Raw genomic sequence first — 22,142 nt, forward strand, 5'->3', positions numbered from 1 at the left:
GTGAGAAAAGCGCATAAAAAATGCGATACGGTGCTGGACAGCGCGAAATTTAATGCTATAACCCACCCACTTCCGGCGGACACCAACACCGCCACACGGCAAGACCAAGTGCTTGCTACAGGATGCCCGGATAGCTCAGTTGGTAGAGCAGCGGATTGAAAATCCGCGTGTCGGTGGTTCGAATCCGCCTCCGGGCACCACTTCTTCTCCAGGAAAAAATGCTGCATGACTGGCGCTGATGTTTGCGCAATACGCTTGCTCGTTCCGCTTTTCGCATCGGTCGCTTCGATGCTCCCTTGCGCGGATTGCTTGCAGTTCGTTATGTGAGAACAGCGCGCATCCAATGGAACTGTCGTTCGAAGAACGAAGCGGCTTTCAAACAGGATGTGCTTGAAAGGGAAGATATGGGCGTTTGCTCGCGCCGTTCGGGCGGGGCGCGTTTCGGGGCCTCAGGAGGGAGTTTTCATGCGTTGGCTGTTCGGTGCCGTTTTATTCCTGATGCCCTCTCTGGCCCACGCTGAGGCCGATCAGGACCGTATCTCTTATGTCTGTGACCATGACAATGTCATCGATGTTTTCACGTCGCCTGATGATCCTGACCATATTCGATTGAGCGCCTTTAGCCGCGACCGTCTTCTTGAAAAGGTACCATCCACTTCCGGCAGCAAGTTTGCAGGCGAGGGCTATGAAATCGCGTATGAGACGTTGACGAAAATCGCGATCACCTCTCAAGGCGTTACATATCAGTGCGTTATGGATTCGGTGGAGTAGGCGACCACAGCCATGTCGCTGCATTCAGCAGCGCATCGAAAGCAACGAGCCGAAGCTATTTCAGCAGCCTGATTTTGAGTGGAGGTGTTCCGATCTGAAGTCGGATAAGCAAAACAGCGAAGCCGATCTGTCGATCAGTCTATCTTGAAATCTTCGCTAAATGCTTGAAAAGAAATGGCGCACCCGAAAGGATTCGAACCTCTGACCCCCAGATTCGTAGTCTGGTGCTCTATCCAGCTGAGCTACGGGTGCTTGCCTTTGTGCCGCTCGCTGCGGCGATGGGCGGTTGATAATCGGACCCATTACTAAATGCAAGCGTCTTCTGAGAAAAAAATGCCGTTATGTGAATATTTCTTGTCAAAGCCCGGTTTTCCGGGCTTCTCCACCGTTGTTTTCCCTGGGGTTTTTCCCCAGTCAGGCGGTTTCCTCCCGCCGCGTCTGTTCTCTTTCACGCTGCGCAGGCAAATCAGGCAGGCGAATCTCGAAATGCGCGCCGATTGGGCGGTCTTCCCGAAGCTCGATACTGCCTCCATGGGCGCGGATAAGCTCCTGCGCGATTGCGAGGCCCAGTCCGGTGCCGTCGCTGCGTGTTGAACCCTTGAATGCCGTGAAGAGGTTATCGCGCGCCTTTTGCGGCAGGCCCGGGCCCGTATCCTCGACGCCGATGACGGCTGTGGTGCCGATTCGTCCGGATGAGAGCGTCAGGCGCTTTACAGCCGCAGCGCCGCCGGTATCGTCGCGCTCCATCGCCTGCACGGAATTGCGGCACAAATTGCTGAGCACGCGGAACAGCTGCTCCGAATCGACGTTCAGTTCGAAGTCGTCCGGAATGCGATTGTCGAACTCGATGCCGCTTTCGCTTTCCAGATTGAGGCTTTCCTGCACATCTGTGACGATGGCGTGCAGGTTGACACGGCGCGGCCTTGGCGGCGCTTCCTGCGAGCGGCCATAGGCAATCACGCTCTCCGAATAGCTGATCGCACGGCTGAGCGTGCGGATGAGCTTGGGCGCGAAACGCTTCACCATCGGGTCCTTGGCGTCCGCCAGATGGTCGGACATCAATTGCGCGGAGGCCAGAATGTTGCGCATATCGTGATTGATCTTCGACACGGCAAGCCCGAGATCGGCAAGATGCTTCTGTTCCTTCAGCGTGCGCTGCAAATCGCTCTGGATGTGGGAAATCTGCCGCTGGGCGATGCCGAACTCGTCCTTGCGGTTTTCCGGCACCAGAATGAGCGCCGGATTGTCCGGCGTCGTTGCAAAGTCGATCATGTTGCGATGCATGATGCGCACGGGGCGCAGCAGCATTTCATGAATGATGAGATAGATCAGGCTGGCGGCAATTACGGATATAATTAGCGAGATCACGGCGACGTTGCGGGCATAAAGCAGCATGGCGCGCCGCATGGGCGCATCGGACGTGACGATTTCAATCACCCGGCCAGGCGCGCTTGTCGGCGACACTGAACCATAGATGCGCAGCGTTCGGTCCCCGCCGGAGAAAAGTGTGCTGAAAGCGTCCCATATAGATGCGGCTTCGCTGACATTATCGAGGTCGATGACCTGATCGATCTTGCCCGGAATTTCCGACATGGCGAGCAGGCGAGAAGCGCCGGCTTCACGCAGCGCAATCGCCTTGGTGCCGGTGACGAGCAGAACCTTGTCCTGAATGGCGCGCGGAACGTCCATATTCGCGCTCGCTGCCAGCACTTCGCTTACCGCGCCCACCGTATCGAGGCGCGATGTCAGCCAGCGCAGGCGCATATTGGCGATGGACGGTACGAAAATCAGAACTTCTGCCACGAGAACGGCGAGCACGATAAGCAGAAGCAGTTTGCTGGAAAGACGGTTCTGCCAGCGCAGGCGCGTGAATTGCGCAGGCGATGTGCGATCTTCCGCGCTTCCGTCCTGCACAGTGGCCTCCATCGGAACGTCGCCCGGATCTATGGTCTTTTCAACAACCGCCATAACCTGATTCCAAATAGACGGCGTCTGGGGCTGTTGGCCGATACAGCGCGTCCGATATGCCCCGATATGCCCCGATATGCCCAATATGCCTGTGAGTCTCGAGACTGCAATAAATATAGCTTCCTATATATGGTGGCGGAGCAGATTTCCAACAGGCATTATTGTATCGATTGAATTGAGCTGGCGACAGATTGCTGGCAAGGATTACGGAAATTTAATTCGACCTTCTCGGGAGGCGATGCAAAAAAGCAATATGGGGAAGTGTTAGCTATTTCTCCATCGAATCTCTGTCATGGGCAGGCGGTAACCATTGTGTCGAATGGTTGCCGCAAATGGTCAGACATTCGACGTGTCGAGCAAAAAAGTATATTTTTCAAAAGACGGGACCTGTCGGGCAGCGATGGGACGGGTTCTGCCGGAGAGCTTAATGAAATCGTGGAAGCAGATTATCGTCTGCCTGCTTATCGTTCTGGCCGCTGCGGGCGGCTGGTACGCCTATAAACAGAAAAATGCAGCGTCGGAGAACGCCGCTGCTGGCGCCGATGCGTCCCGCTCTCAGCAATCCGCTGCCAGATCCGGCGCGAGGGCGCCACTGGTCGTCGTCGAACCGGCAAGCGAAGAAACCATCAATAATCGTCTGACCGCCATCGGCTCCGCGCGTGCGCTCAGCACCGTGTCGATCACGCCTTATTCCAGCGGTTATATGAACAAGCTTTTCGTCAAGGCCGGCGACACCGTCAAGGCGGGCGATGCGATTGCAGAACTTGATTCCGACACCGAGACGATTGCCGTCGCCAAGGCCGAAACGGCCCTGAAAGATGCCGAGACAACCCGCCAGCGTATCGAACGCCTGAGAGCCACGAACACGGCAACCGGTGTTCAGGCCGTTGAAGCCGAGCTGGGTGTTGCCAATGCGCAGCTTGCATTGAAGGATGCGCAGCTTGCCTTGAGCCGCCGCACGGTGCGCTCGCCGATTTCCGGCGTGGTCGGTATTCTGCCCGTCAATGCAGGTAACTATGTCACGGCCCAGACCTCCATTGCGCGCGTGGATGACCGCTCCAAGATGCTGGTCGATATCTGGGTTCCCGAACGTTTTGCCCCGCAGATCAAGGTGGGCCAGCCGCTGACCGCGGCAACAACCGCCTTTCCGGGGGAAACCCACAAGGGCGAGATCAATGCCGTCGACAATATGATCGACGAGGCAAGCCGCACCTTGCATGTGCGGGCCGAGGTCGACAATTCGGAAGATCGTTTGCGCGCAGGCATGTCGTTCTATGTCACGGTGCTTTTCCCCGGCAACCGTTTTCCATCCGTCGATCCGCTGGCGATCCAGTGGGGCGCTGACGGCTCTTACATCTGGCGCATCGAAGAGGGGCTGGCGAAGAAGGTCGCGGTGCGTGTCGTGCAGCGCAATGCCACCAGCATTCTTCTGGATGGTCCCATCAAGCAGGGCGACATGATCGTCACGCAAGGGGTTCAGACCGTTCGCGATGAAGCACCCGTTCGCGTGATGGACGAGCAGGGCACAGCCCGCGCCGATCCCGCGGCTGCAAAACCTGTAGCCGGTTGAGGGGGCGCTGGTGAGCAGTCATAAATCATCATCCGCCGAGCGCGGCGGCTCGACGGCGCTTTTCATTCGTCGCCCGGTCTTTGCTTTCGTCATCAATGTTCTGATTGTCGTGGCAGGTCTTGCTGCTTTCACCGGCGTCGATATTCGCGAATTGCCCGATGTCGATCGTCCCGTCGTTACGATCAGCACGGATTTCAGTGGCGCGTCCGCCGAAACCATCGACCGCCAGCTGACGCAGGTTCTGGAAAACGCCGTTGCGCGCGTGTCCGGCGTCAAGTCGATTTCCTCTACATCGTCCTTTGAACGCAGCCGTGTGACGGTCGAGTTCAATGACGGTGTCGATCTCAATGTTGCTGCCGCCGATATGCGCGATGCGATTTCACGCGTTGCCAACACGGTGCCGGAAGCAGCCGATCCGTCGCGTATCATCAAGGCGGATTCGAATGCCGATCCCGTGATGCGACTGGCCGTCACCTCGGACACCATGTCCGTGGACGACATGACCGTGCTGATCGAAGACCAGATTCAGGACGTGCTGTCGGCTGTGCCGGGCGTGGCCGATGTGCAGATTAACGGCGACCGCGCCAAGATTTTCCGCATCGACATCAATCAGGCGCGCCTTGCGAGCTACGGGCTGACGCTGGCCGATGTGGCGACCGCGCTCAATTCCATGGGGCTGGATGCGCCAGCGGGATCGCTGCGCAGCTCCGATCAGGCCATCGTGGTGCGTGCGACGGCCAATCTGGAAAAGCCCGAAGATTTCGAGAATGTCTACATCAAGGGCCGCACGCAGATCCGTGATGTCGCCACTGTGACGCTCGGGCCGGATGTCGAAAGTTCGGCAGTGCGTTCCAATGGCAAGATGGCTATCGGTCTGGGCATTGTGCGTCAGGCGCAGTCCAACACGCTCGATATTTCGCAAGGCGTCCGCGCTGCCGTTGCCAATCTCCAGCAAACCCTGCCGCCGGGTGTCAACATCGCAGTCACCAGCGATGATGCAAGCTTCATCAACGGCGCTATCCATGAAGTCGAGATTGCGCTGATCGCTTCGGTGATCATCGTGGTGGCGATTATCTTCATGTTCCTGTGGGATATTCGCGCCACGCTCATTCCGGCCCTGTCCATGCCGGTGGCTTTGATTGGCACCGTTGCGGCGATCTATCTCGCGGGCTTTTCCATCAACATCCTGACTTTGCTGGCGCTGGTGCTTGCCACCGGCCTTGTGGTCGATGACGCCATCGTGGTGCTGGAAAATGTTGTGCGACGGCGCAATCAGGGCATGGGCCCGCGCGCTGCTGCGGTGCTTGGCACGCAGGAAGTGTTCTTCGCCGTCATCGCGACCACGCTGACGCTGGCTGCCGTGTTCGTGCCGATTTCGTTTCTGCCGGGGCAGGCGGGCGGGTTGTTCCGCGAATTCGGCTTCGTGCTGGCGATTGCCGTTTTGCTGTCATCTGTCGTGGCGCTGACGCTTTGCCCGATGCTGGCCTCGCGCTTTCTGAAAGAAGGCAGCGGCGAGACGGAAGGCGCACATGGTCCGCTTTTCCTGCGCCGTATTGGCGGCGGGCTTGCAAGTTTCTATCGCAAGACCCTTCATGCCTGTCTGGCCGCGCCATGGGTCGTTGTGCTGGTTGCGCTGCTTTTCGGCGGCGCATCGGTCGCTGTCTTTGGCACGATCCGTCAGGAACTGACGCCGTCGGAAGACCGCGCCGTGGCGGTGCTGCGTATCAACGGGCCACAAGGCATCAGCGTTGACTTTCTGCAATCGCAGCTCAACAAGATCGAGGAGGCAATCCAGCCATTGCGTGACGATGGCGAGATTGTCACCACCTATGCCATTGCCGGTTCCGGCGGCTCTTCCAATAATGGTTTCATGGTGCTGACGCTTGCGCCATGGAAGGAGCGTCACCGCAGCCAACAGGAGATCATGGCGGATATCACCAAGCGGGTGCAGAACATTACCGCTGTGCGCATTTTCTCGACGCAGCCGAACAGTCTCGGTATTCGCGGCGCAGGTAACGGACTGCAATTCGCCATTGTCGGCAGTGATTACGCCAAGCTTCAGCCTGCCGCGCAGGCCGTTGTGGCGGCGCTGGAAAAAGATCCGCGCTTTGTGCAGCCGCGCCTTTCGGTAGAGCCGACACAACCGCAGCTTTCCGTCGAGATCAACCGAGAGCGCGCCTCCGATCTTGGCATCGACATTACTGGCCTCGCCAATGCCGTGCAGTCGGTGCTGGATGGGCGCAAGATCGGCTCGGTTTATGTGGGCGACCGCAGTTTCGATGTGAAATTCGTCGCGACCACCAATCCGATCAACGACCCGACCGATCTGGAAAACATCTTCATGAAAGCGGCGGACGGTCGCTATGTGCCGATGTCGTCCATCGCAACCGTCGTTGAAAAGGCGGTGCCGCCGCAGCTTGATCGTGAAACGCGCCAGCGTTCGGTGGCCATCACCACCGGCCTGCGCGCTGATTTCGCGCTCGGCAATGCCTTCACCGCAGCACAGGAAATTGCCGCGCCGCTTCTGCCGCTGGGCAGCCATATCATTCCGCTGGCCGAAGCCACGACGCTCAGCGAAACCTCCAGCGGTCTTGCCATGGTGTTCGGCTTTGCCATCATCATCATTCTGCTGGTGCTGGCGGCGCAGTTTGAAAGCTTCGTGAGTGCGCTGATCGTCATGGCGACGGTGCCGCTCGGTCTTGGCTGCGCTGTTATCGCGATGATGCTGACCGGCACCAGCCTCAATGTCTATAGCCAGATCGGCCTTGTGCTGCTGGTCGGCATCATGGCCAAGAACGGCATTCTGATCGTCGAATTCGCCGATCAGTTGCGCGACAAGGGGCTGAGCGTGCGGGAGGCGGTGGAAGAAGCATCCAATATCCGCCTGCGTCCGGTCTGTATGACGATGATCTGCGCCGTGCTTGGCGGTGTACCGCTGATACTGGCCAGCGGGGCCGGGGCTGAAGCCCGCGTGGCGCTCGGCTGGGTGATCGTCGGCGGTCTGGGCCTTGCAACCATTGCGACGCTGTATGTGACGCCGGTGGCCTATCTGCTGCTCGGACGCTTCACCAAGCCAAAGGTAGAGGAAGAAGCGCGTCTGCAACGCGAGCTTGTTCGGGCTGTGGCTCTGGAAGATAAGCTGAAGTAGAACAATCGGACGGACAAACAAAAACCCGGAAGCGCGCTTCCGGGTTTTTTAATATTGAGAGTGCGATGATTACTTCTTCATCGCATCGGTGACCTTGGCGGTCCATGCACCTTCCGGCTTCTTGGTGATGACCGGATCGGAACCGCCGCCAAGCAGCGTTTCAACCGTGCGATCGGCAGCGGCAACATCGAGCGTGCCGTCCGAGCCGTCGATCAGCTTGGCAATTTCCTTGACCATGCGCTCCTGAACTTCCTTCTTCTGCGCACCGGAAGAATCATTGTCGAGAATGACGTCGGCGGCTTCGTCAGGATGTTCGGATGCATATTGCCAGCCCTTCATCGAAGCGCGGACAAAGCGTGCCAGCTTGTCGACCATGGCCGGATCATCAAGGCTCTTCTCAAGCACATAGAGACCGTCTTCCAGCGTCGCCACGCCCTGTTCTTCATAAGGGAAGACGACAAGCTGGTCGGCAGGAATACCGGCATCGATCACCTGCCAATATTCATTATAGGTCATGGTCGAGATGCAGTCGGCCTGCTTCTGGATCAGCGGGTCCACGTTGAAGCCCTGCTTCAGAACGGTAACGCCATCCTTGCCGCCGGTGGTCGGGATTTTCAGATGGTTCATCCAGGACAGGAACGGATATTCGTTGCCGCCGAACCAGACGCCCAGCGTGCGGCCCTTGAAATCTTCCGGCTTGGTGATGCCGGTTTCCTTGCGGCAGGTCAGCATCATGCCCGACTTCTTGAAAGGCTGGGCGATGTTGACAAGCGGTACGCCCTTCTCGCGGGTGGCAAGCGCCGACGGCATCCAGTCGACCACCACATCCGCACCGCCACCGGCGATCACCTGCGGTGGCGCAACGTCCGGACCGCCTGGCTTGATTTCGACATCGAGCTTTTCTTCGTCATAGAAACCCTTGTCCTTGGCCACGTAATAGCCCGCGAACTGGCCTTGCGTGACCCATTTGAGCTGCAAGGTCAGCTTGTCTGCGGCCATGGCCGTCGTGCTCATGAGTGCGAGAGCAAGTCCGGCTGTTGCGAGGCCTATGGATAGTGCCTTCTTCATGCTTGGTTCTCCTCTGGTTGACGGTCCCGCCTTATGTTGGCGGATACCGGATCTGCTTACATTTACGCATTTCCCGCAAAAGCATTTCGCGCTTTTGCGGGAAAGGCTTCACCCCCGCCTGTAAGAAGGGTGCCAGAATGTCACTTTGCGCTCGATCAGCGCGATCAGCCCGTAAGAGAGCGATCCCGCCAGAGCGGCGACGAAAATTTCAGCCCAGACCATGTCCACATTCATGCGGCCGATCTCAGCCGAAATGCGGAAGCCCATGCCGACAATCGGCGTACCGAAGAATTCGGCCACGATAGCGCCAATCAGCGCAAGTGTGGAATTGATCTTCAGCGCGTTGAAGATGAAGGGCATGGCGGCGGGCAGGCGCAGCTTCACCAGCGTCTGCCAGTAATTGGAGCCATAGGTCTCCATCAGGTCGCGTTCCATTGAACCGGTGCTGGCAAGGCCTGCGACCGTATTCACCAGCATGGGGAAGAAGGTCATGATGATGACGACGGCAGCTTTCGACTCCCAGCCGAAACCAAACCACATCACCATGATCGGCGCGACGCCGACGATGGGCAGCGCCGCCGCCAGATTGCCGAGCGGCAACAGGCCCTTGCGCAGGAAGGGGATGCGGTCTGCAACGATGGCCGTAATGAAGCCCAGCCCGCAACCGGCGACATAACCGATGATGACCGCCTTCATGAAGGTCTGGCGGAAATCCGCCCAGAGGATCGGCACGGAATCGACGATCCGCGCCCAGATGGCGGAAGGTGCGGGCAGCAGCACTTGCGGTATGGCAAACAGCCGGACGGCTGCTTCCCACAGCACCAGCATGGCGATACCGAACAGGGCGGGGACCGCGATGTCGAGCAGTTTCTGGCCTTGCGGGGTGCGGGCCTTGAGGCTGGAAACCCAGCCCACAATCACCCACGACACCGCAATGATGGCGATCAGGGAGAGGATTCCGGTCATCATGCCGTTGCCCTTTCCGGCTTTGCGCCCATGCGGCTGTTGACGATGCGCGCCACCAGCCCGACCAATGCCACCAAGACACCGGCCATGACGGCAGCGGCGATGAGTGCCGCCCAGATCTGCACCGTCTGCCCGTAATATGAACCGGCGAGCAAGCGCGCGCCAAGTCCTGCCACGGCGCCGGTCGGCAATTCGCCGACGATTGCGCCAACAAGGCTGATGGCAACGGCAATCTGCATCGATGTGAAGAGAAACGGCATGGCCGCAGGCCAGCGCAGCTTCCAGAACACTTGCGCGCGTGACGCATTATAAGTGCGCATGAGGTCGAGATGCATGACATCCGGCGACCGCAACCCCTTCACCATGCCAACGGCAACGGGGAAGAAGGACAGATAGGTCGATATGAAGGCTTTCGGCAGCAGGCCCGATATGCCGATGGCGTTCAGCACCACGATGATCATCGGCGCGATGGCGAGGATCGGGATCGTCTGCGAGGTGATGATCCACGGCATCAGGCTCCTGTCGAGCGTGCGCGAATGGACGATGCCGACCGCCAGCGCAATGCCAAGAAGCGAACCGAGTGCAAAGCCGAGCAGCGTCGAGGAAAGCGTGACCCAGCCGTGATAGACGAGGCTGCGCTTGGAGCTTGGCTTGACTTCGAAGACGGTCTTCCAGATTTCCTGCGCCACCTGATGCGGCGCGGGCAGAACGGGGCGCTCCTGGCTCATCGTATTGGCGACGAGCGTGGAAAACGAAATCTCGGTTCCGGCGCGCTCAGCCTGATCGCGTTCGAAGGGCGCATTCAGAAAGACCGCCAGCCCATACCAGAGCGCGACGAACACGGCGAGAACCGTCGTCACGGGAATGAATTTGTCGTGCAGGAAGGCCTTCATCTTCGGCCTCTTATGATAAAATATAGGCTGCGAGCTTTACTCATGAATATGCCCCAGCCGCAGGCCTTCGCGCACGCGATGGGCGATTTTCAGGAAAGCTTCCGATTCACGAATATCCAGCGTCCGGTCCGGTCCAAGATCGCAATCGATGATTTCATGAATGCGGCCCGGACGTGGGCTCATCACAACGATCTTGGTGGAAAGAAACACAGCTTCCGGGATCGAATGGGTGACGAAGATCACCGTCTTGCGTGTCGCCGCCCAGAGTTTCAGAAGCTGTTCATTGAGGTGGTCGCGCACGATTTCATCAAGCGCGCCGAAGGGTTCGTCCATCAGCAACATATCGGGGTCAAACGACAGCGCACGTGCAATGGAGGCGCGCTGCTGCATGCCGCCGGAAAGCTGCCATGGGAACTTTTTGCCAAAGCCGGTCAGATTGACAAGCGCGAGGTTCTTCTCGATCCGCTCCTGACGTTCCGCCCGGGAATAGCCCATGATTTCCAGCGGCAGGCTGATATTGTCTTCGATCGTGCGCCATGGAAACAAGGCTGCTGCCTGAAACACATAGCCATAGGACCGGTCGAGACGTGCATTGGCGGGCGTCTTGCCGTTGACCGTGACCGAGCCGGAGGTCGGTTGTTCGAGATCGGCGACCACACGCATCAGCGTGGTCTTGCCACAACCCGAAGGACCGATAAAGGAAACGAACTCGCCACGCTGGATCGCGAGGTTGATATTGGACAGCGCATGGACCGGTCCGTCATTGGTCTCGAAAACCAATGACAGATCCTTGATGTCGATCACCGTCTGCGCATCACTCAAGCCCCGCTCCGGGGCCATGCTGTCATTTACATTCATGCGCGGTTCCCGAAGCTGAGCTAGAGCCATGTGTCAGACTCCTATCGGCATATGTTCTGCGCTGCGTTCCACCTTACGCGGAGCAACGATTTCCTTCCACTGCGACAATGCCTTGTTCACGGCGCCGTTCGGCTCGCGTTCGATGAAGCGACCGTCGCCCGGCTCGGCGGTAACCTTGCCCTTGTTGAAGGCTACGCGACCGCGAGAGAGCGTCACGACCGGCAGGCCCTTCAGCTCGAAACCTTCGAACACATTGTAATCGATGGAGGAGTGCTGAGTCTTGGCCGAAACCTTCTTGGTGGCTTCCGGATCCCAGATCACCAGATCGGCATCGGCTCCCGGCAGGACAGCGCCCTTTTGCGGATAGATGTTGAGGATCTTCGCAATGTTGGTCGACGTCACCGCAACAAATTCGTTCGGCGTCAGACGACCGGTGCGAACACCGCGTGACCACAAAACCGGAAGGCGTTCTTCAAGGCCGCCGGTGCCGTTCGGAATCTTGACGAAATTTCCAATGCCATAGCGCTTCTGCTCGGTGGTGAAGGCGCAATGGTCGGTCGCGACGCATTGCAGGCTGCCAGCCGCAAGGCCCGCCCACAGGCTGTCCTGATTGACCTTGTCACGGAAGGGCGGTGACATCACGCGGCGCGCCGCATAATCCCAATCCTTGTTATGATATTCGCTTTCGTCAAGCGTCAGGTGCTGGATCAGCGGCTCGCCGAAGACGCGCATGCCCTTCTGCCGGGCGCGGCGGATCGCTTCATGGCTCTGCTCGCAGGAAACATGCACCACATAAAGCGGCACGCCTGCCTGATCGGCGATCATGATGGCGCGGTTGGTGGCTTCGCCTTCGACTTCCGGCGGGCGCGAATAGGCATGGGCTTCCGGTCCATTATTGCCTTCGGCCATCAGCTTGGCTTGCAAATGGGCGACGACATCACCGTTTTCGGCGTGAACGAGCGGCATGGCGCCCAGTTCTGCGCAGCGCTGGAACGAGGCGAACATCTCGTCGTCATTCACCATCAGCGCGCCCTTATAGGCCATGAAATGCTTGAAGGTGTTGATGCCGCGCTTCACCACTTCGGCCATCTCGTTGAAGGTGCGCTCGTTCCAGCCGGTGATGGCCATGTGGAACGAATAATCGGTGCGCGCCTTGCCCGCCTTCTGGAACCATTCCTGAAGTGCGTCGAGCAGGTTGCCTTCGGAATCCGGCAACACGAAATCGACCACCATGGTGGTGCCGCCCGCAAGCGCTGCGGCTGTGCCGGTGTCGAAATCGTCCGACGAATAGGTGCCCATGAAGGGCATTTGCAGATGGGTATGCGGATCGATACCGCCGGGCATGATATAACAGCCGGTTGCGTCGATAATTTCATCGCCGGTCAGATTGTCGCCAACGGCAGCAATCTTCTCGCCTTCGATGAGAACGTCGGCTTTAAAGGTGCGGTCGGCAGTGATGACTGTGCCGCCCTTGATCACTTTACTGGCCACTGTTCGTTCCCCTTTTTGGTTTTGTTGCGAAACAGAAGCCGTATTGGATGGCAGTGAAATCAGCTTACAATTTCAGCAGTCTCCAATACGGCATGCAGAAGCACGTCGGTCCCAGCCGACGCCCAGTCCTTCGAAATTTCCTCATCTTCATTGTGGCTCAACCCGTCGACGCAAGGGCACATGACCATTGCCGTCGGTGCAACGCGATTGACCCAGCAGGCATCGTGGCCAGCACCGGAAACAAGATCGCGATGGCTGTAACCAAGCCGTTCGGCGGCATTGCGGATGGCTTCCACGCAGCCCTTGTCGAAAGTGACAGGATCGAAATGGCCAGCCACTTCGATCTCAATGCCGATGCCCAGTTCCTCGGCAATCTTCGGCGCTTCCTTTTCGAAGCGCGCTTTCATGCCGTCGAGCACAGCCTGATTGGGCGAGCGGAAATCCACCGTGAACACGACCGTGCCCGGCAGGACATTGCGCGAATTGGGCGAGACGTCGATATGGCCGACGCCGCCAACGGCATCCGGCTGCTGCGCCATGGCGATTTCGTTGACGAGTTGCAGCATCTTGCCAAGGCCGAGGCTGGCATTCTTGCGCATCTTCATCGGGGTCGAGCCGGTATGCGCTTCCTTGCCGGTCAGCGTCACTTGCAGCCACCACAGGCCCTGACCATGGCTGACGACGCCGATATCCTTGTTTTCAGCCTCAAGGATCGGTCCCTGTTCGATATGCAATTCGAACATGGCGTGAATTTTCCGCTTGCCGACAGGCTCGTCGCCTTTCCAGCCGATGCGCTCCAGCTCATCGATGAACTTCTTGCCCTTGGCGTCGGTGCGCGCATAGGCCCAGTCCTGATCCAGCACGCCTACGAACACGCCCGAAGCCAGCATGGCAGGCGCAAAGCGGGTGCCTTCCTCATTGGTCCAGTTGGTGACCACGATCGGGCGCTTGGTGCGGATGTTCATGTCGTTGAGCGTGCGCATGACTTCGAGGCCGCCCAACACACCCAGAACGCCGTCATATTTGCCGCCGGTCGGCTGTGTGTCGAGATGGCTGCCCATATAGACGGGGTCGGCATCGGCATCTTCGCCGGGGCGAAGGAAAAACATGTTGCCCATGGTGTCGACGGTCATCGACAGTCCGGCCTTTTCGCACCATGACTGGAAAAGCTTGCGGCCTTCGCCGTCTTCATCGGTCAGCGTCTGGCGATTATTACCGCCGCGCAGGCCCGGGCCAATCTTGGCCATATTCATCAGGCTGTCCCACAGGCGGTCGCCATTGACTCTGAGATTGCTGGTGAGCACCATGCGCTCGACCTCCTCATTGTATGGATGCGTTGGATACCCCGCCAATTCTGGTTCTGGCTCGTATCCACCCGCTTAAAATGTTCCCGCGACCCGGCTCTTTGGCCACAATATTCTTGCCTGAATTGCAAAAACTTGACTAGTTGGTCAAAATGCAGGCTAGAAGAGCGTTCGAAGACGGTCAAGCGCTTTTGAAAAATTCTACACTGCCGAAAGGTGTCAAATGGCCACAGCCCCTTCCGCACCCCCATCTGCCTCATCCCCCACGCATGCCGATCCGGCTGCGCATGAGAAGACGGAAGGCGCGACGCGCATTCAGGGCATCAATCGCCGGCTCATTCTCGACGCGGCGCTGGAAGTGTTTTCAAACTATGGATTTCGTGGCTCGACCATCGACCAGATCGCCGAGAAGGCGGGCATGTCGAAGCCCAATCTCCTCTATTATTTTCCGCGCAAGCAGAACATCTATGTGACGGTTCTGGAAGACACGCTTGCCACCTGGCTGGAGCCTTTCGAGAATATTGATCCGGAAGGCGATCCGCTGGATGAATTGCGCCGCTATATCGCGGTGAAGCTGGAAATTTCAGCCAAAAAGCCTGAAGCCTCGCGGCTGTTCGCCAATGAAATTTTGCACGGCGCACCAGCCATTTCCGATTTCCTGAAGGGGCATCTGAAGCAACTCGTGGATGAAAAGGCGGCTGTCATTCATCGCTGGATCGCGGAAAAGCGCATCGTGCCCGTCGACCCTTACCACCTGATCTTCACGATCTGGGCGGTGACACAGCATTATTCGGATTTCTCGGTGCAGATTTCCGCAATACTGGAAGACCGCACCCAAAAGCCTGGCTTTTACGACGAAACGGCGGCAGCGGTCAGCGCCATCATCCTTGACGGAATTCGCCCGCGGGACGAACCTGCCGCATCATGAAAACGATTCGCATTTCAGCAGCCATCATCCGCGACGAGGCAGGCCGGTTCCTGCTGGTGCGCAAGCGTGGCAGCACCATTTTCTTCCAGCCCGGCGGCAAGATCGATGCGGGTGAACAGCCCGAAATCGCGCTGATCCGCGAGATCGAGGAAGAGCTTGGCATCCATATCGACGCGAGCCAGTTGCGCTATGCGGCGAAGATGTCTGCCCCCGCCGCCAATGAGGTGGACGCGACCGTGGAAGCGGAGCTTTTCCATCTCACATTGAAGGATGGTCAGGTGCCGGTGGCTTCCAGCGAGATCGAGGAGCTGCTGTGGAACCCGCCCGGCGACCAGACGCGCCCGGTGGCCCTGCTGTCGCAAAGCATTCAGGCGCGTTTCAAGGACAGCTGAATTCCATACAATTTGTTCCAGACACATCGCGAAAACCGTTTCACAGTTTTCGCGATCTGCACTATCAGTTCTGCAAATGGGAGAACGCCGCCGGTCATGCGCGGTGTGAGGAAGTGAGGATTTCATGGGATTCAAGGCCACTGAACGGCGGGTGCTGGGCCGCACCGGCCTGTCAGTCACGGCGCTTGGTCTGGGGACTGCGCCGCTGGGCGGGCTTTACGAGCCAGTCTCGCGTGCAGATGCGACAGCGCTGTTGCAAGCAGGCTGGGATAGCGGCATCCGCTATTTCGATACTGCGCCGATGTATGGTTACACCCGCAGCGAGCATCTCCTGGGCGATATGCTTCGGGAAACGAGTGAGCCTTTCGTCATTTCCACCAAGGTTGGCCGCCTGATGACCACCGAGCGCGCCGGGCGCAAGCTGCCGCCAGCGCCGCCGAAGAACGAATTCGATTCCGGCTGGTGCAACGGGCTCAAGTTTCAGGAAGTCTTCGATTACAGCTATGACGGCATCATGCACAGTTTCGACGACAGCCAGCAGCGGCTCGGCTATCCCGATATCGATCTGCTCTATGTCCACGATATAGGTCGCGTCACTCATGCCGATCTGCACGAGCACCATTGGGGTGCGCTGACCAAGGGCGGCGGCTTTCGCGCACTGACCGAACTGCGCGATGCGGGCAACATCAAGGGCTTCGGCCTCGGCGTCAATGAATGGCAGGCCATTCGCGATGCGCTGGACGAAGCCGATCTCGATTGCTCGCTTCTGGCCGGACGTTACTCGCTGCTGGATCAGGACGCGGAAAGGGAATTCCTGCCGCTGGTGCAAAAGCGCGGCATGGCGCTCGTCGTGGCAGGTGTGTTCAACTCGGGCATTCTGGCTTCGCCGCGCGGCGGACAGCAGAAGTTCAACTATGCCGATGCGCCTGCGGAAATCATCGCCCGCACCGAACGGCTGCATGATATTTGCGATGGCTTTAACGTGCCTTTGGCTGCTGCCGCCGTTCAGTTCCCGATGATGCATCCGGCGGTTAGCTGCATTCTCGTCGGCGCTCGCACGCCGGAACAGATCCGCGCCAATGTGGCATGGTTCGAGCAGACTATCCCGGATGAACTTTGGAAGACCTTGCGCGCCGAGGGACTGATCGTCTGATCGCCTGACGGGCTAAATAAAAAGCGCCGGGTCTTGCCCGGCGTTTTTCATTGTTGATCGATGGCTGTTTTTTCCGCGTGATCTTGTCCGAAAAGTCGAACAACTTTTCGGGATCACGCTTTATTCCGCCGCTTCCGTCACAGCCATCGGGTTGTTCGGATGCGTGGTCCAGTTGGCATAATCCGGCGCAATCGGCGCCTTGGTGCGCGGATCAACGCCGCCGATCTGCTCCATGGTGATGCAGTCCTCGACCGGGCAGACATTGACGCAGAGATTGCAGCCGACGCATTCCTCATCGATCACCTCGAAATGGCGCGCGCCATTGACGAGATTGGTGATTGCCTGATGCGAAGTGTCTTCGCAGGCAATGTGACAGCGACCGCACTTGATGCAGAGGTCCTGATCGATGCGCGCCTTGGTGACATAGTTCAGGTTCAGATACTGCCAGTCTGAAACCTGCGGCACGGCCATGCCGCGGAAATCGTCGAGCGTTTCATAGCCCTTCGAATCCATCCAGTCCGACAGGCCGTCGATCATTTCTTCCACGACCTTGAACCCGTAGGTCATGGCCGCTGTACAAACCTGAACCGTGCCGCAACCGAGCGCGATGAACTCTGCCGCATCGCGCCATGTCGTGATGCCGCCAATGCCTGAAATCGGCAGGCCGTGGGTTTCGGGATCGCGGGCGATTTCCGCCACCATGTTGAGCGCGATGGGCTTCACCGCCGGGCCGCAATAGCCGCCATGGCTGCCGCGACCGTCAATCGACGGCACCGGCGACATGCGGTCGAGATCGACCGAGACGATGGAGTTGATCGTGTTGATCAGTGATACGGCATCCGTACCCGCTGCATAAGCGCCGCGGGCGGGCTTGCGAATGTCGGTGATGTTGGGCGTCAGCTTGGTGATCACCGGCATGCGGCTATATTGCTTGCACCATTTGACGACCATGGCGACATATTCCGGCACCTGGCCGACAGCCGCACCCATGCCGCGTTCGCTCATGCCATGCGGGCAGCCGAAGTTCAGCTCGATGCCGTCCGCGCCGGTTTCCTCGACCAGAGGCAGGATCGCCTTCCAGGCTTCCTCCTCGCAAGGCACCATGATCGAGGCAATCAGCGCGCGGTCCGGCCAGCGCATCTTCACCTCTTTCATCTCGCGCAGATTGACCTCCAGCGGGCGGTCGGTGATCAGCTCGATATTGTTGAGGCCGAGAAGTCGCCGGTCTGCGCCATGGATTGCGCCATAGCGCGGGCCGTTGACATTGACCACTGGCGGGCCTTCCGAACCCAGCGTCTTCCACACGACGCCGCCCCAGCCCGCCTTGAAGGCGCGCTCCACATTATAGGCCTTGTCGGTCGGCGGGGCCGAAGCCAGCCAGAAAGGATTGGGTGATTTGATGCCGAGAAAATTCGTTGAAAGATCAGCCATGTCTTGAACCTCCTCAGCCTTGCTCGTTGCCAAGCTGGGTCGTTGCCCATTGATCGGACGGGACGCTTCTGGCCCGCGGGGATGCAGTCGTGTGATGCGCGCCGCCGGAAAGCACGGCTTCTGCGAAGCCTTCCACTGGCTGCGGACGCCGCGTCAGCGTCGCATGAATCGACTCGGCGGCAACCTTGCCCGCCTCGACCGATGCGACCGTCAGGTCCTTGCCGCCGGCAACACAGTCGCCCCCCGCCCAGATGCCTTCAACCGAGGTGCGGCCTTCCGCATCTGCGCTGATCCGGCCTTTGGCCATGCCGATACCGGAGCCGCGCAGCGGTTCTGGATCGAATGTCTGGCCGATAGCCTTGAAGACCTGATCCGCTTCAAGCGTCAGATAGTCGCCCATCCCGACCAATTTGCCGTCCTGATTGCCGGTATATTCAAAGGTCACGGCATGGACGATGCCGTCGCCGCTGCGTTCCAGCGCATGGGGTTGCAGCCAGTGCCGGATCACGACGCCGTGGATCTGCGCCAGTTCCTGTTCATAGGCGCTGGCATTCATGCTTTCCTGACCACGCCGATAGACGACGGTGACATTTTCCGCGCCAAGCTTCTTGGTCTGGATCGCAACGTCGATTGCCGTCATGCCGCCGCCGATGACGACCACATTGCGACCGACCGGGAGGGTGGAGAGGTCCTTCGCCTGACGCAGATTGGCGATGTAATCGACCGCGTCGAGAACATTGGGCGCATCTTCGCCAGCAAGGCCAAGATCGTTCACGCCCGGCAGACCCATGCCGAGGAACACCGCATCATGGCCCGCCTTCAGCGCTTCGATGGTGATGTCCTGGCCGAGTGTCTGGTTGTATTCGACGGTGATACCGCCGATTTCCAGCACGAATTCCAGTTCGCGCTGGGCGAAATTGTTGACGGTCTTGTAGGCCGCAATACCATATTCGTTGAGGCCGCCGCCCTTGGCGCGCGCTTCGAACACGGTGACCTGATGGCCTTTCATGGCCAGACGGTGTGCAGCGGAAAGACCGGCAGGGCCAGCGCCGACCACCGCGATATGCTTGCCGGTTTCTGGTCCGCGTTTGAAGGGCTGCTTGCCTTCGGCCATCAGAACATCGGTGGCGTAGCGTTGCAGATTGCCGATCTTGACCGGCTTGCCCTCAGCCGTTTCGCGCACGCAGACTTCTTCGCACAGCGTTTCGGTGGGGCAGACGCGGGCGCACATGCCGCCGAGAATGTTTTCGCTCAGGATGGTTTTGGCCGCGCCGACCGGATTGCCCGCATTGATCTGCCGGATGAACATCGGAATGTCGATGCCCGTCGGGCAGGCATTCATGCACGGCGCGTCATAGCAGAAATAGCAACGGTCGGACTCGACAATGGCTTCGTGCCGCGTCAGCGGTGGATGCAGATCGTCAAACACATGCGCATATTCACCGGCCGCAAGGCGCGCGCCGTGAATGTCAGGCGTGTGGCCCGCTTCTGCATCAATGGATGAACTGCCTGCGGATCCCCTCGTGGAAGGATTCATGGATCGCATCTCCCATTTTTATCTACAGTATTGGCCCAAAAATCGGGATCGACCTTTGGAAATCACGATGCGTAGAAATGCTTCAGAGCGACCTTTGTGCGTCCCTGTAGACGCCTCGGTGCTCTATGCGACATGCGGGTTCCCTTTGCGCAATGCCGCTCATGTCCGGGCTGCAATCTTGCTGTTGCCTGCTCCGGTTAAGGGTAGGATGACAGATTTTTTCGGAAGGTCAAATTTTTTATCATCTGGTCAATTTATGATTCCCGAGCATTTCCAGCAAAAGTGTGAAACGGTTTTGCGTTCGGAAATGCGGTACGCATAGAACGTCCAGAATCGCGTGCCGCAAGGCACGTGAGTTTAAGCTGAAGAGCTATTTGAAATTATGCGGTTTTTGCCGCTTTGCCGGATGCGGCTTCGGCAATATTGGCGAAGAACCGGTCTGCGACCTTGCGCGCGACCGAGCCGAGCAGCCGGGTGCCGAGCTGGGCAATCTTGCCGCCCGCATCGCCGCGTATGGCATAGGAGAGGATGGTTTCGCCGCCATCTTCGGTCAGCGTCACATCGGTCACGCCATGGGCAAAACCGGCAATCGAACCCTCGCCATGGCCGGAAATCGTATAGGAGGCAGGCGGGTTCATGTTGGACAGTTCCAGCATGCCGTGGAACCGGACTTTGATAATGCCAAGATTGACCTTGAGCGCGGCGCGGATTTCGGTTGGCGAGAGACGCTCGATGTCTTCGCAGCCGGGGATGCAGTCTCTCAGCGTCTCAATGTCGTTCAGCGCGTCCCACACCGCCTGTCTTGGCGCTGCTATGCGTTCTTCACCGGTCAGGTCCATGCTTTGCTCCAGACGCGTCCTGCTATCAATGTAATTTGATTGATAAGATGTATATGGCAATCTATCCAAATAGGAAGTTTCGGTTATTTAATCGCCGCATTCTTTCTTAAACTGCCCTAATATCCGCGATTAAATCGATTTGATTCGGGAGTAGCATCATGGCAAGAGACGCGACGAAGCTTGAAGCAACGGTCGCTAAGCTGAAAAAGCATTGGACGGAGAACGCCCCGCACGACATGCGCGCGGCATTTCAATCCGATCCGGGCCGGTTCGAGCGTTATTCGCTCTCGCTGGACGATCTCTTGTTCGACTGGTCGAAGTGCCGGGTCAATGACGAGACCATTGCGCTGCTGAAGGAACTGGCCAAGGCCGCCGACGTGGAAGGCCGCCGCGCCGCCATGTTCGCAGGTGAGCACATCAACAATACCGAAGATCGCGCCGTGCTGCATGTGGCCTTGCGCGACACCTCGTCGAAGGAAGTGCTCGTCGACGGCCACAATGTGCTGCCGGATGTGAAGCAGGTTCTGGATCGCATGGCGGCCTTTGCTGACGGCATCCGTTCGGGCGCGCTGAAGGGCGCGACGGGCAAGAAGATCACTGACATCGTCAATATCGGCATTGGCGGTTCCGACCTTGGCCCGGTCATGGCCACGCTGGCGCTGGCGCCTTATCACGACGGTCCGCGCGCTCATTTCGTTTCCAACATCGACGGCGCACATATCGCCGACACGCTGGCCCCGCTTGATCCGGCGACGACGCTGATCATCATCGCCTCGAAGACCTTCACGACCATCGAAACCATGACCAATGCGCAGACGGCGCGCAAATGGATTGCCGATGCGCTGGGCGAAGCTGCCGTGGGTGCGCATTTTGCCGCCGTGTCGACGGCGCTCGACAAGGTCGCGGCCTTTGGCATTGCCGAAGAGCGCGTGTTCGGTTTCTGGGATTGGGTCGGCGGTCGCTATTCGGTATGGTCGGCCATTGGCTTGCCGGTGATGATCGCTGTCGGCCCGGATAATTTCCGCAAGTTCCTCGCCGGTGCGCACGCCATGGATGTGCATTTCCGCGATGCGCCGATGGAGAAGAACTTGGCTGTGTGGCTTGGCCTGATCGGCTATTGGCATCGGGCGATCTGCGGCTATGGCAGCCGGGCGATCATCCCTTACGATCAGCGTCTGTCGCGTCTCGCCGCCTATTTCCAGCAGCTCGACATGGAATCGAACGGCAAGAGCGTGACCGTGGACGGCAAGCCGGTTTCCGGCCCGACAGGTCCGGTTGTCTGGGGTGAGCCGGGCACCAACGGCCAGCACGCTTTCTTCCAGCTTCTGCATCAGGGCACGGATACGATTCCGCTGGAATTCATCGTGGCGGCGAAGGGCCATGAACCTGCGCTCGACAATCAGCATGAAATGCTTTTGGCCAACTGCCTCGCGCAGTCGGAAGCGCTGATGAAGGGTCGCACGCTGGACGAGGCCCGCGCCCAGTTGCAGGCGAAGAAAATGCCGGAAGCCGATGTCGAACGCATTGCGCCGCATCGTGTATTCTCCGGTAACCGCCCGTCGCTGACGCTGGTGCACGATATGCTCACCCCATATGCGCTGGGTCGCCTCGTCGCGCTTTATGAACATCGCGTGTTCGTCGAAGCGCAGATTTTTGGCATCAATGCGTTCGACCAGTGGGGCGTGGAACTGGGCAAGGAACTTGCGACCGAATTGCTGCCGGTGGTTTCCGGCAAGGAATCGGCTGGCGGTCGCGACGCCTCCACGCAAGGTCTTGTCGCGCATCTGGATGCACGACGCAAAGCTTGACGGCATAATCCTGCGTA

General features: G+C 58.8%; 17 protein-coding genes and 2 tRNA genes. 8 read left to right on the top strand and 11 right to left on the bottom strand.

The genetic code is table 11. The annotated features are described in order from the left end of the window. Nucleotides 1-124 precede the first annotated feature (124 nt). Nucleotides 125-200, top strand: a tRNA-Phe gene (locus ACTJKP_RS02650). Nucleotides 201-465: 265 nt separating this feature from the next. Beyond that, a complete protein-coding gene (locus ACTJKP_RS02655; RefSeq protein WP_440629581.1) occupies nucleotides 466-771 on the top strand; it encodes a hypothetical protein in 306 nt (101 codons plus the stop codon). Nucleotides 772-946: 175 nt separating this feature from the next. On the opposite strand, the gene ACTJKP_RS02660 is transcribed toward ACTJKP_RS02655, so the two are convergent. After that, nucleotides 947-1,023, bottom strand: a tRNA-Arg gene (locus ACTJKP_RS02660). A gap of 162 nt (nucleotides 1,024-1,185) precedes the next feature. Beyond that, nucleotides 1,186-2,739, bottom strand: coding sequence for a sensor histidine kinase (locus ACTJKP_RS02665; protein WP_440629582.1), 1,554 nt, complete (start codon nucleotides 2,737-2,739; stop codon nucleotides 1,186-1,188). A 427-nt stretch (nucleotides 2,740-3,166) separates the two neighbouring features. On the opposite strand from ACTJKP_RS02665, the gene ACTJKP_RS02670 reads away from it, so the two are divergent. Continuing rightward, nucleotides 3,167-4,309, top strand: coding sequence for an efflux RND transporter periplasmic adaptor subunit (locus ACTJKP_RS02670; protein ID WP_440629583.1), 1,143 nt, complete (start codon nucleotides 3,167-3,169; stop codon nucleotides 4,307-4,309). 10 nt (nucleotides 4,310-4,319) lie between these two features. After that, on the top strand, nucleotides 4,320-7,457 hold the full coding sequence (locus tag ACTJKP_RS02675; RefSeq protein WP_440629584.1) for an efflux RND transporter permease subunit: 3,138 nt from the start codon (nucleotides 4,320-4,322) through the stop codon (nucleotides 7,455-7,457). Nucleotides 7,458-7,526: 69 nt separating this feature from the next. Here ACTJKP_RS02675 and ACTJKP_RS02680 read toward each other — a convergent pair whose 3' ends face one another. The 6 genes from ACTJKP_RS02680 to ACTJKP_RS02705 all read right to left on the bottom strand — a co-directional run bounded on the left by ACTJKP_RS02680 (nucleotide 7,527) and on the right by ACTJKP_RS02705 (nucleotide 14,040). Further along, the gene (locus tag ACTJKP_RS02680) at nucleotides 7,527-8,525 is read right to left on the bottom strand and encodes an ABC transporter substrate-binding protein (protein WP_078337876.1); all 999 of its coding nucleotides are present in this window, start codon (nucleotides 8,523-8,525) and stop codon (nucleotides 7,527-7,529) included. A 108-nt stretch (nucleotides 8,526-8,633) separates the two neighbouring features. After that, nucleotides 8,634-9,494, bottom strand: a complete 861-nt coding sequence (locus ACTJKP_RS02685; RefSeq protein WP_078337877.1) for an ABC transporter permease — start codon at nucleotides 9,492-9,494, stop codon at nucleotides 8,634-8,636. Continuing rightward, nucleotides 9,491-10,384 carry an ABC transporter permease gene (locus tag ACTJKP_RS02690; protein WP_078337878.1) on the bottom strand — a complete coding sequence of 298 codons (894 nt, stop codon included), beginning with the start codon at nucleotides 10,382-10,384 and terminating at the stop codon, nucleotides 9,491-9,493. Before ACTJKP_RS02690 ends, ACTJKP_RS02685 begins: the two co-directional genes overlap by 4 nt. A gap of 36 nt (nucleotides 10,385-10,420) precedes the next feature. Next, complete coding sequence (locus ACTJKP_RS02695) at nucleotides 10,421-11,272, bottom strand: ABC transporter ATP-binding protein (RefSeq protein WP_440629585.1); 852 nt, start codon at nucleotides 11,270-11,272, stop codon at nucleotides 10,421-10,423. Nucleotides 11,273-11,275: 3 nt separating this feature from the next. Next, nucleotides 11,276-12,733 carry a dihydropyrimidinase gene (hydA, locus tag ACTJKP_RS02700; RefSeq protein WP_113533706.1) on the bottom strand — a complete coding sequence of 486 codons (1,458 nt, stop codon included), beginning with the start codon at nucleotides 12,731-12,733 and terminating at the stop codon, nucleotides 11,276-11,278. Between the two features lie 59 nt (nucleotides 12,734-12,792). Continuing rightward, nucleotides 12,793-14,040: a Zn-dependent hydrolase gene (locus ACTJKP_RS02705; protein WP_440629586.1), complete on the bottom strand. Its 1,248-nt coding sequence runs from the start codon at nucleotides 14,038-14,040 to the stop codon at nucleotides 12,793-12,795. A 220-nt stretch (nucleotides 14,041-14,260) separates the two neighbouring features. Between ACTJKP_RS02705 and ACTJKP_RS02710 the strand changes: the two genes are divergently transcribed. The 3 genes from ACTJKP_RS02710 (at nucleotide 14,261) to ACTJKP_RS02720 (ending at nucleotide 16,510) form a co-directional block, all read left to right on the top strand. Continuing rightward, a complete protein-coding gene (locus tag ACTJKP_RS02710; protein ID WP_151588706.1) occupies nucleotides 14,261-14,965 on the top strand; it encodes a TetR family transcriptional regulator C-terminal domain-containing protein in 705 nt (234 codons plus the stop codon). Next, nucleotides 14,962-15,357 carry an NUDIX hydrolase gene (locus tag ACTJKP_RS02715; RefSeq protein ID WP_440629587.1) on the top strand — a complete coding sequence of 132 codons (396 nt, stop codon included), beginning with the start codon at nucleotides 14,962-14,964 and terminating at the stop codon, nucleotides 15,355-15,357. The genes ACTJKP_RS02710 and ACTJKP_RS02715 overlap by 4 nt, the downstream gene beginning before the upstream one ends. 124 nt (nucleotides 15,358-15,481) lie before the next feature. Beyond that, nucleotides 15,482-16,510 (top strand): aldo/keto reductase, encoded by a 1,029-nt coding sequence (locus ACTJKP_RS02720; protein WP_440629588.1) that lies wholly within the window; start codon nucleotides 15,482-15,484, stop codon nucleotides 16,508-16,510. A 120-nt stretch (nucleotides 16,511-16,630) separates the two neighbouring features. Here the strand turns inward: ACTJKP_RS02720 and preA are convergent, their stop codons facing one another. The 3 genes from preA to ACTJKP_RS02735 form a co-directional block, all read right to left on the bottom strand. Next, a complete protein-coding gene (gene preA / locus ACTJKP_RS02725; RefSeq protein WP_440629589.1) occupies nucleotides 16,631-17,941 on the bottom strand; it encodes an NAD-dependent dihydropyrimidine dehydrogenase subunit PreA in 1,311 nt (436 codons plus the stop codon). A gap of 13 nt (nucleotides 17,942-17,954) precedes the next feature. Continuing rightward, nucleotides 17,955-19,478 carry an NAD(P)-dependent oxidoreductase gene (locus tag ACTJKP_RS02730; protein WP_440629590.1) on the bottom strand — a complete coding sequence of 508 codons (1,524 nt, stop codon included), beginning with the start codon at nucleotides 19,476-19,478 and terminating at the stop codon, nucleotides 17,955-17,957. A gap of 380 nt (nucleotides 19,479-19,858) precedes the next feature. Next, nucleotides 19,859-20,317: an SRPBCC family protein gene (locus tag ACTJKP_RS02735; RefSeq protein ID WP_440629591.1), complete on the bottom strand. Its 459-nt coding sequence runs from the start codon at nucleotides 20,315-20,317 to the stop codon at nucleotides 19,859-19,861. Between the two features lie 158 nt (nucleotides 20,318-20,475). Here ACTJKP_RS02735 and pgi point away from each other — a divergent pair, with 158 nt between their 5' ends. Next, complete coding sequence (gene pgi / locus ACTJKP_RS02740) at nucleotides 20,476-22,125, top strand: glucose-6-phosphate isomerase (RefSeq protein ID WP_440629592.1); 1,650 nt, start codon at nucleotides 20,476-20,478, stop codon at nucleotides 22,123-22,125. The last annotated feature ends 17 nt before the right edge of the window (nucleotides 22,126-22,142 follow it).

The organism is Brucella sp. 22210, assembly GCF_052045675.1.
Taxonomy (GTDB): Bacteria; Pseudomonadota; Alphaproteobacteria; order Rhizobiales; family Rhizobiaceae; genus Brucella.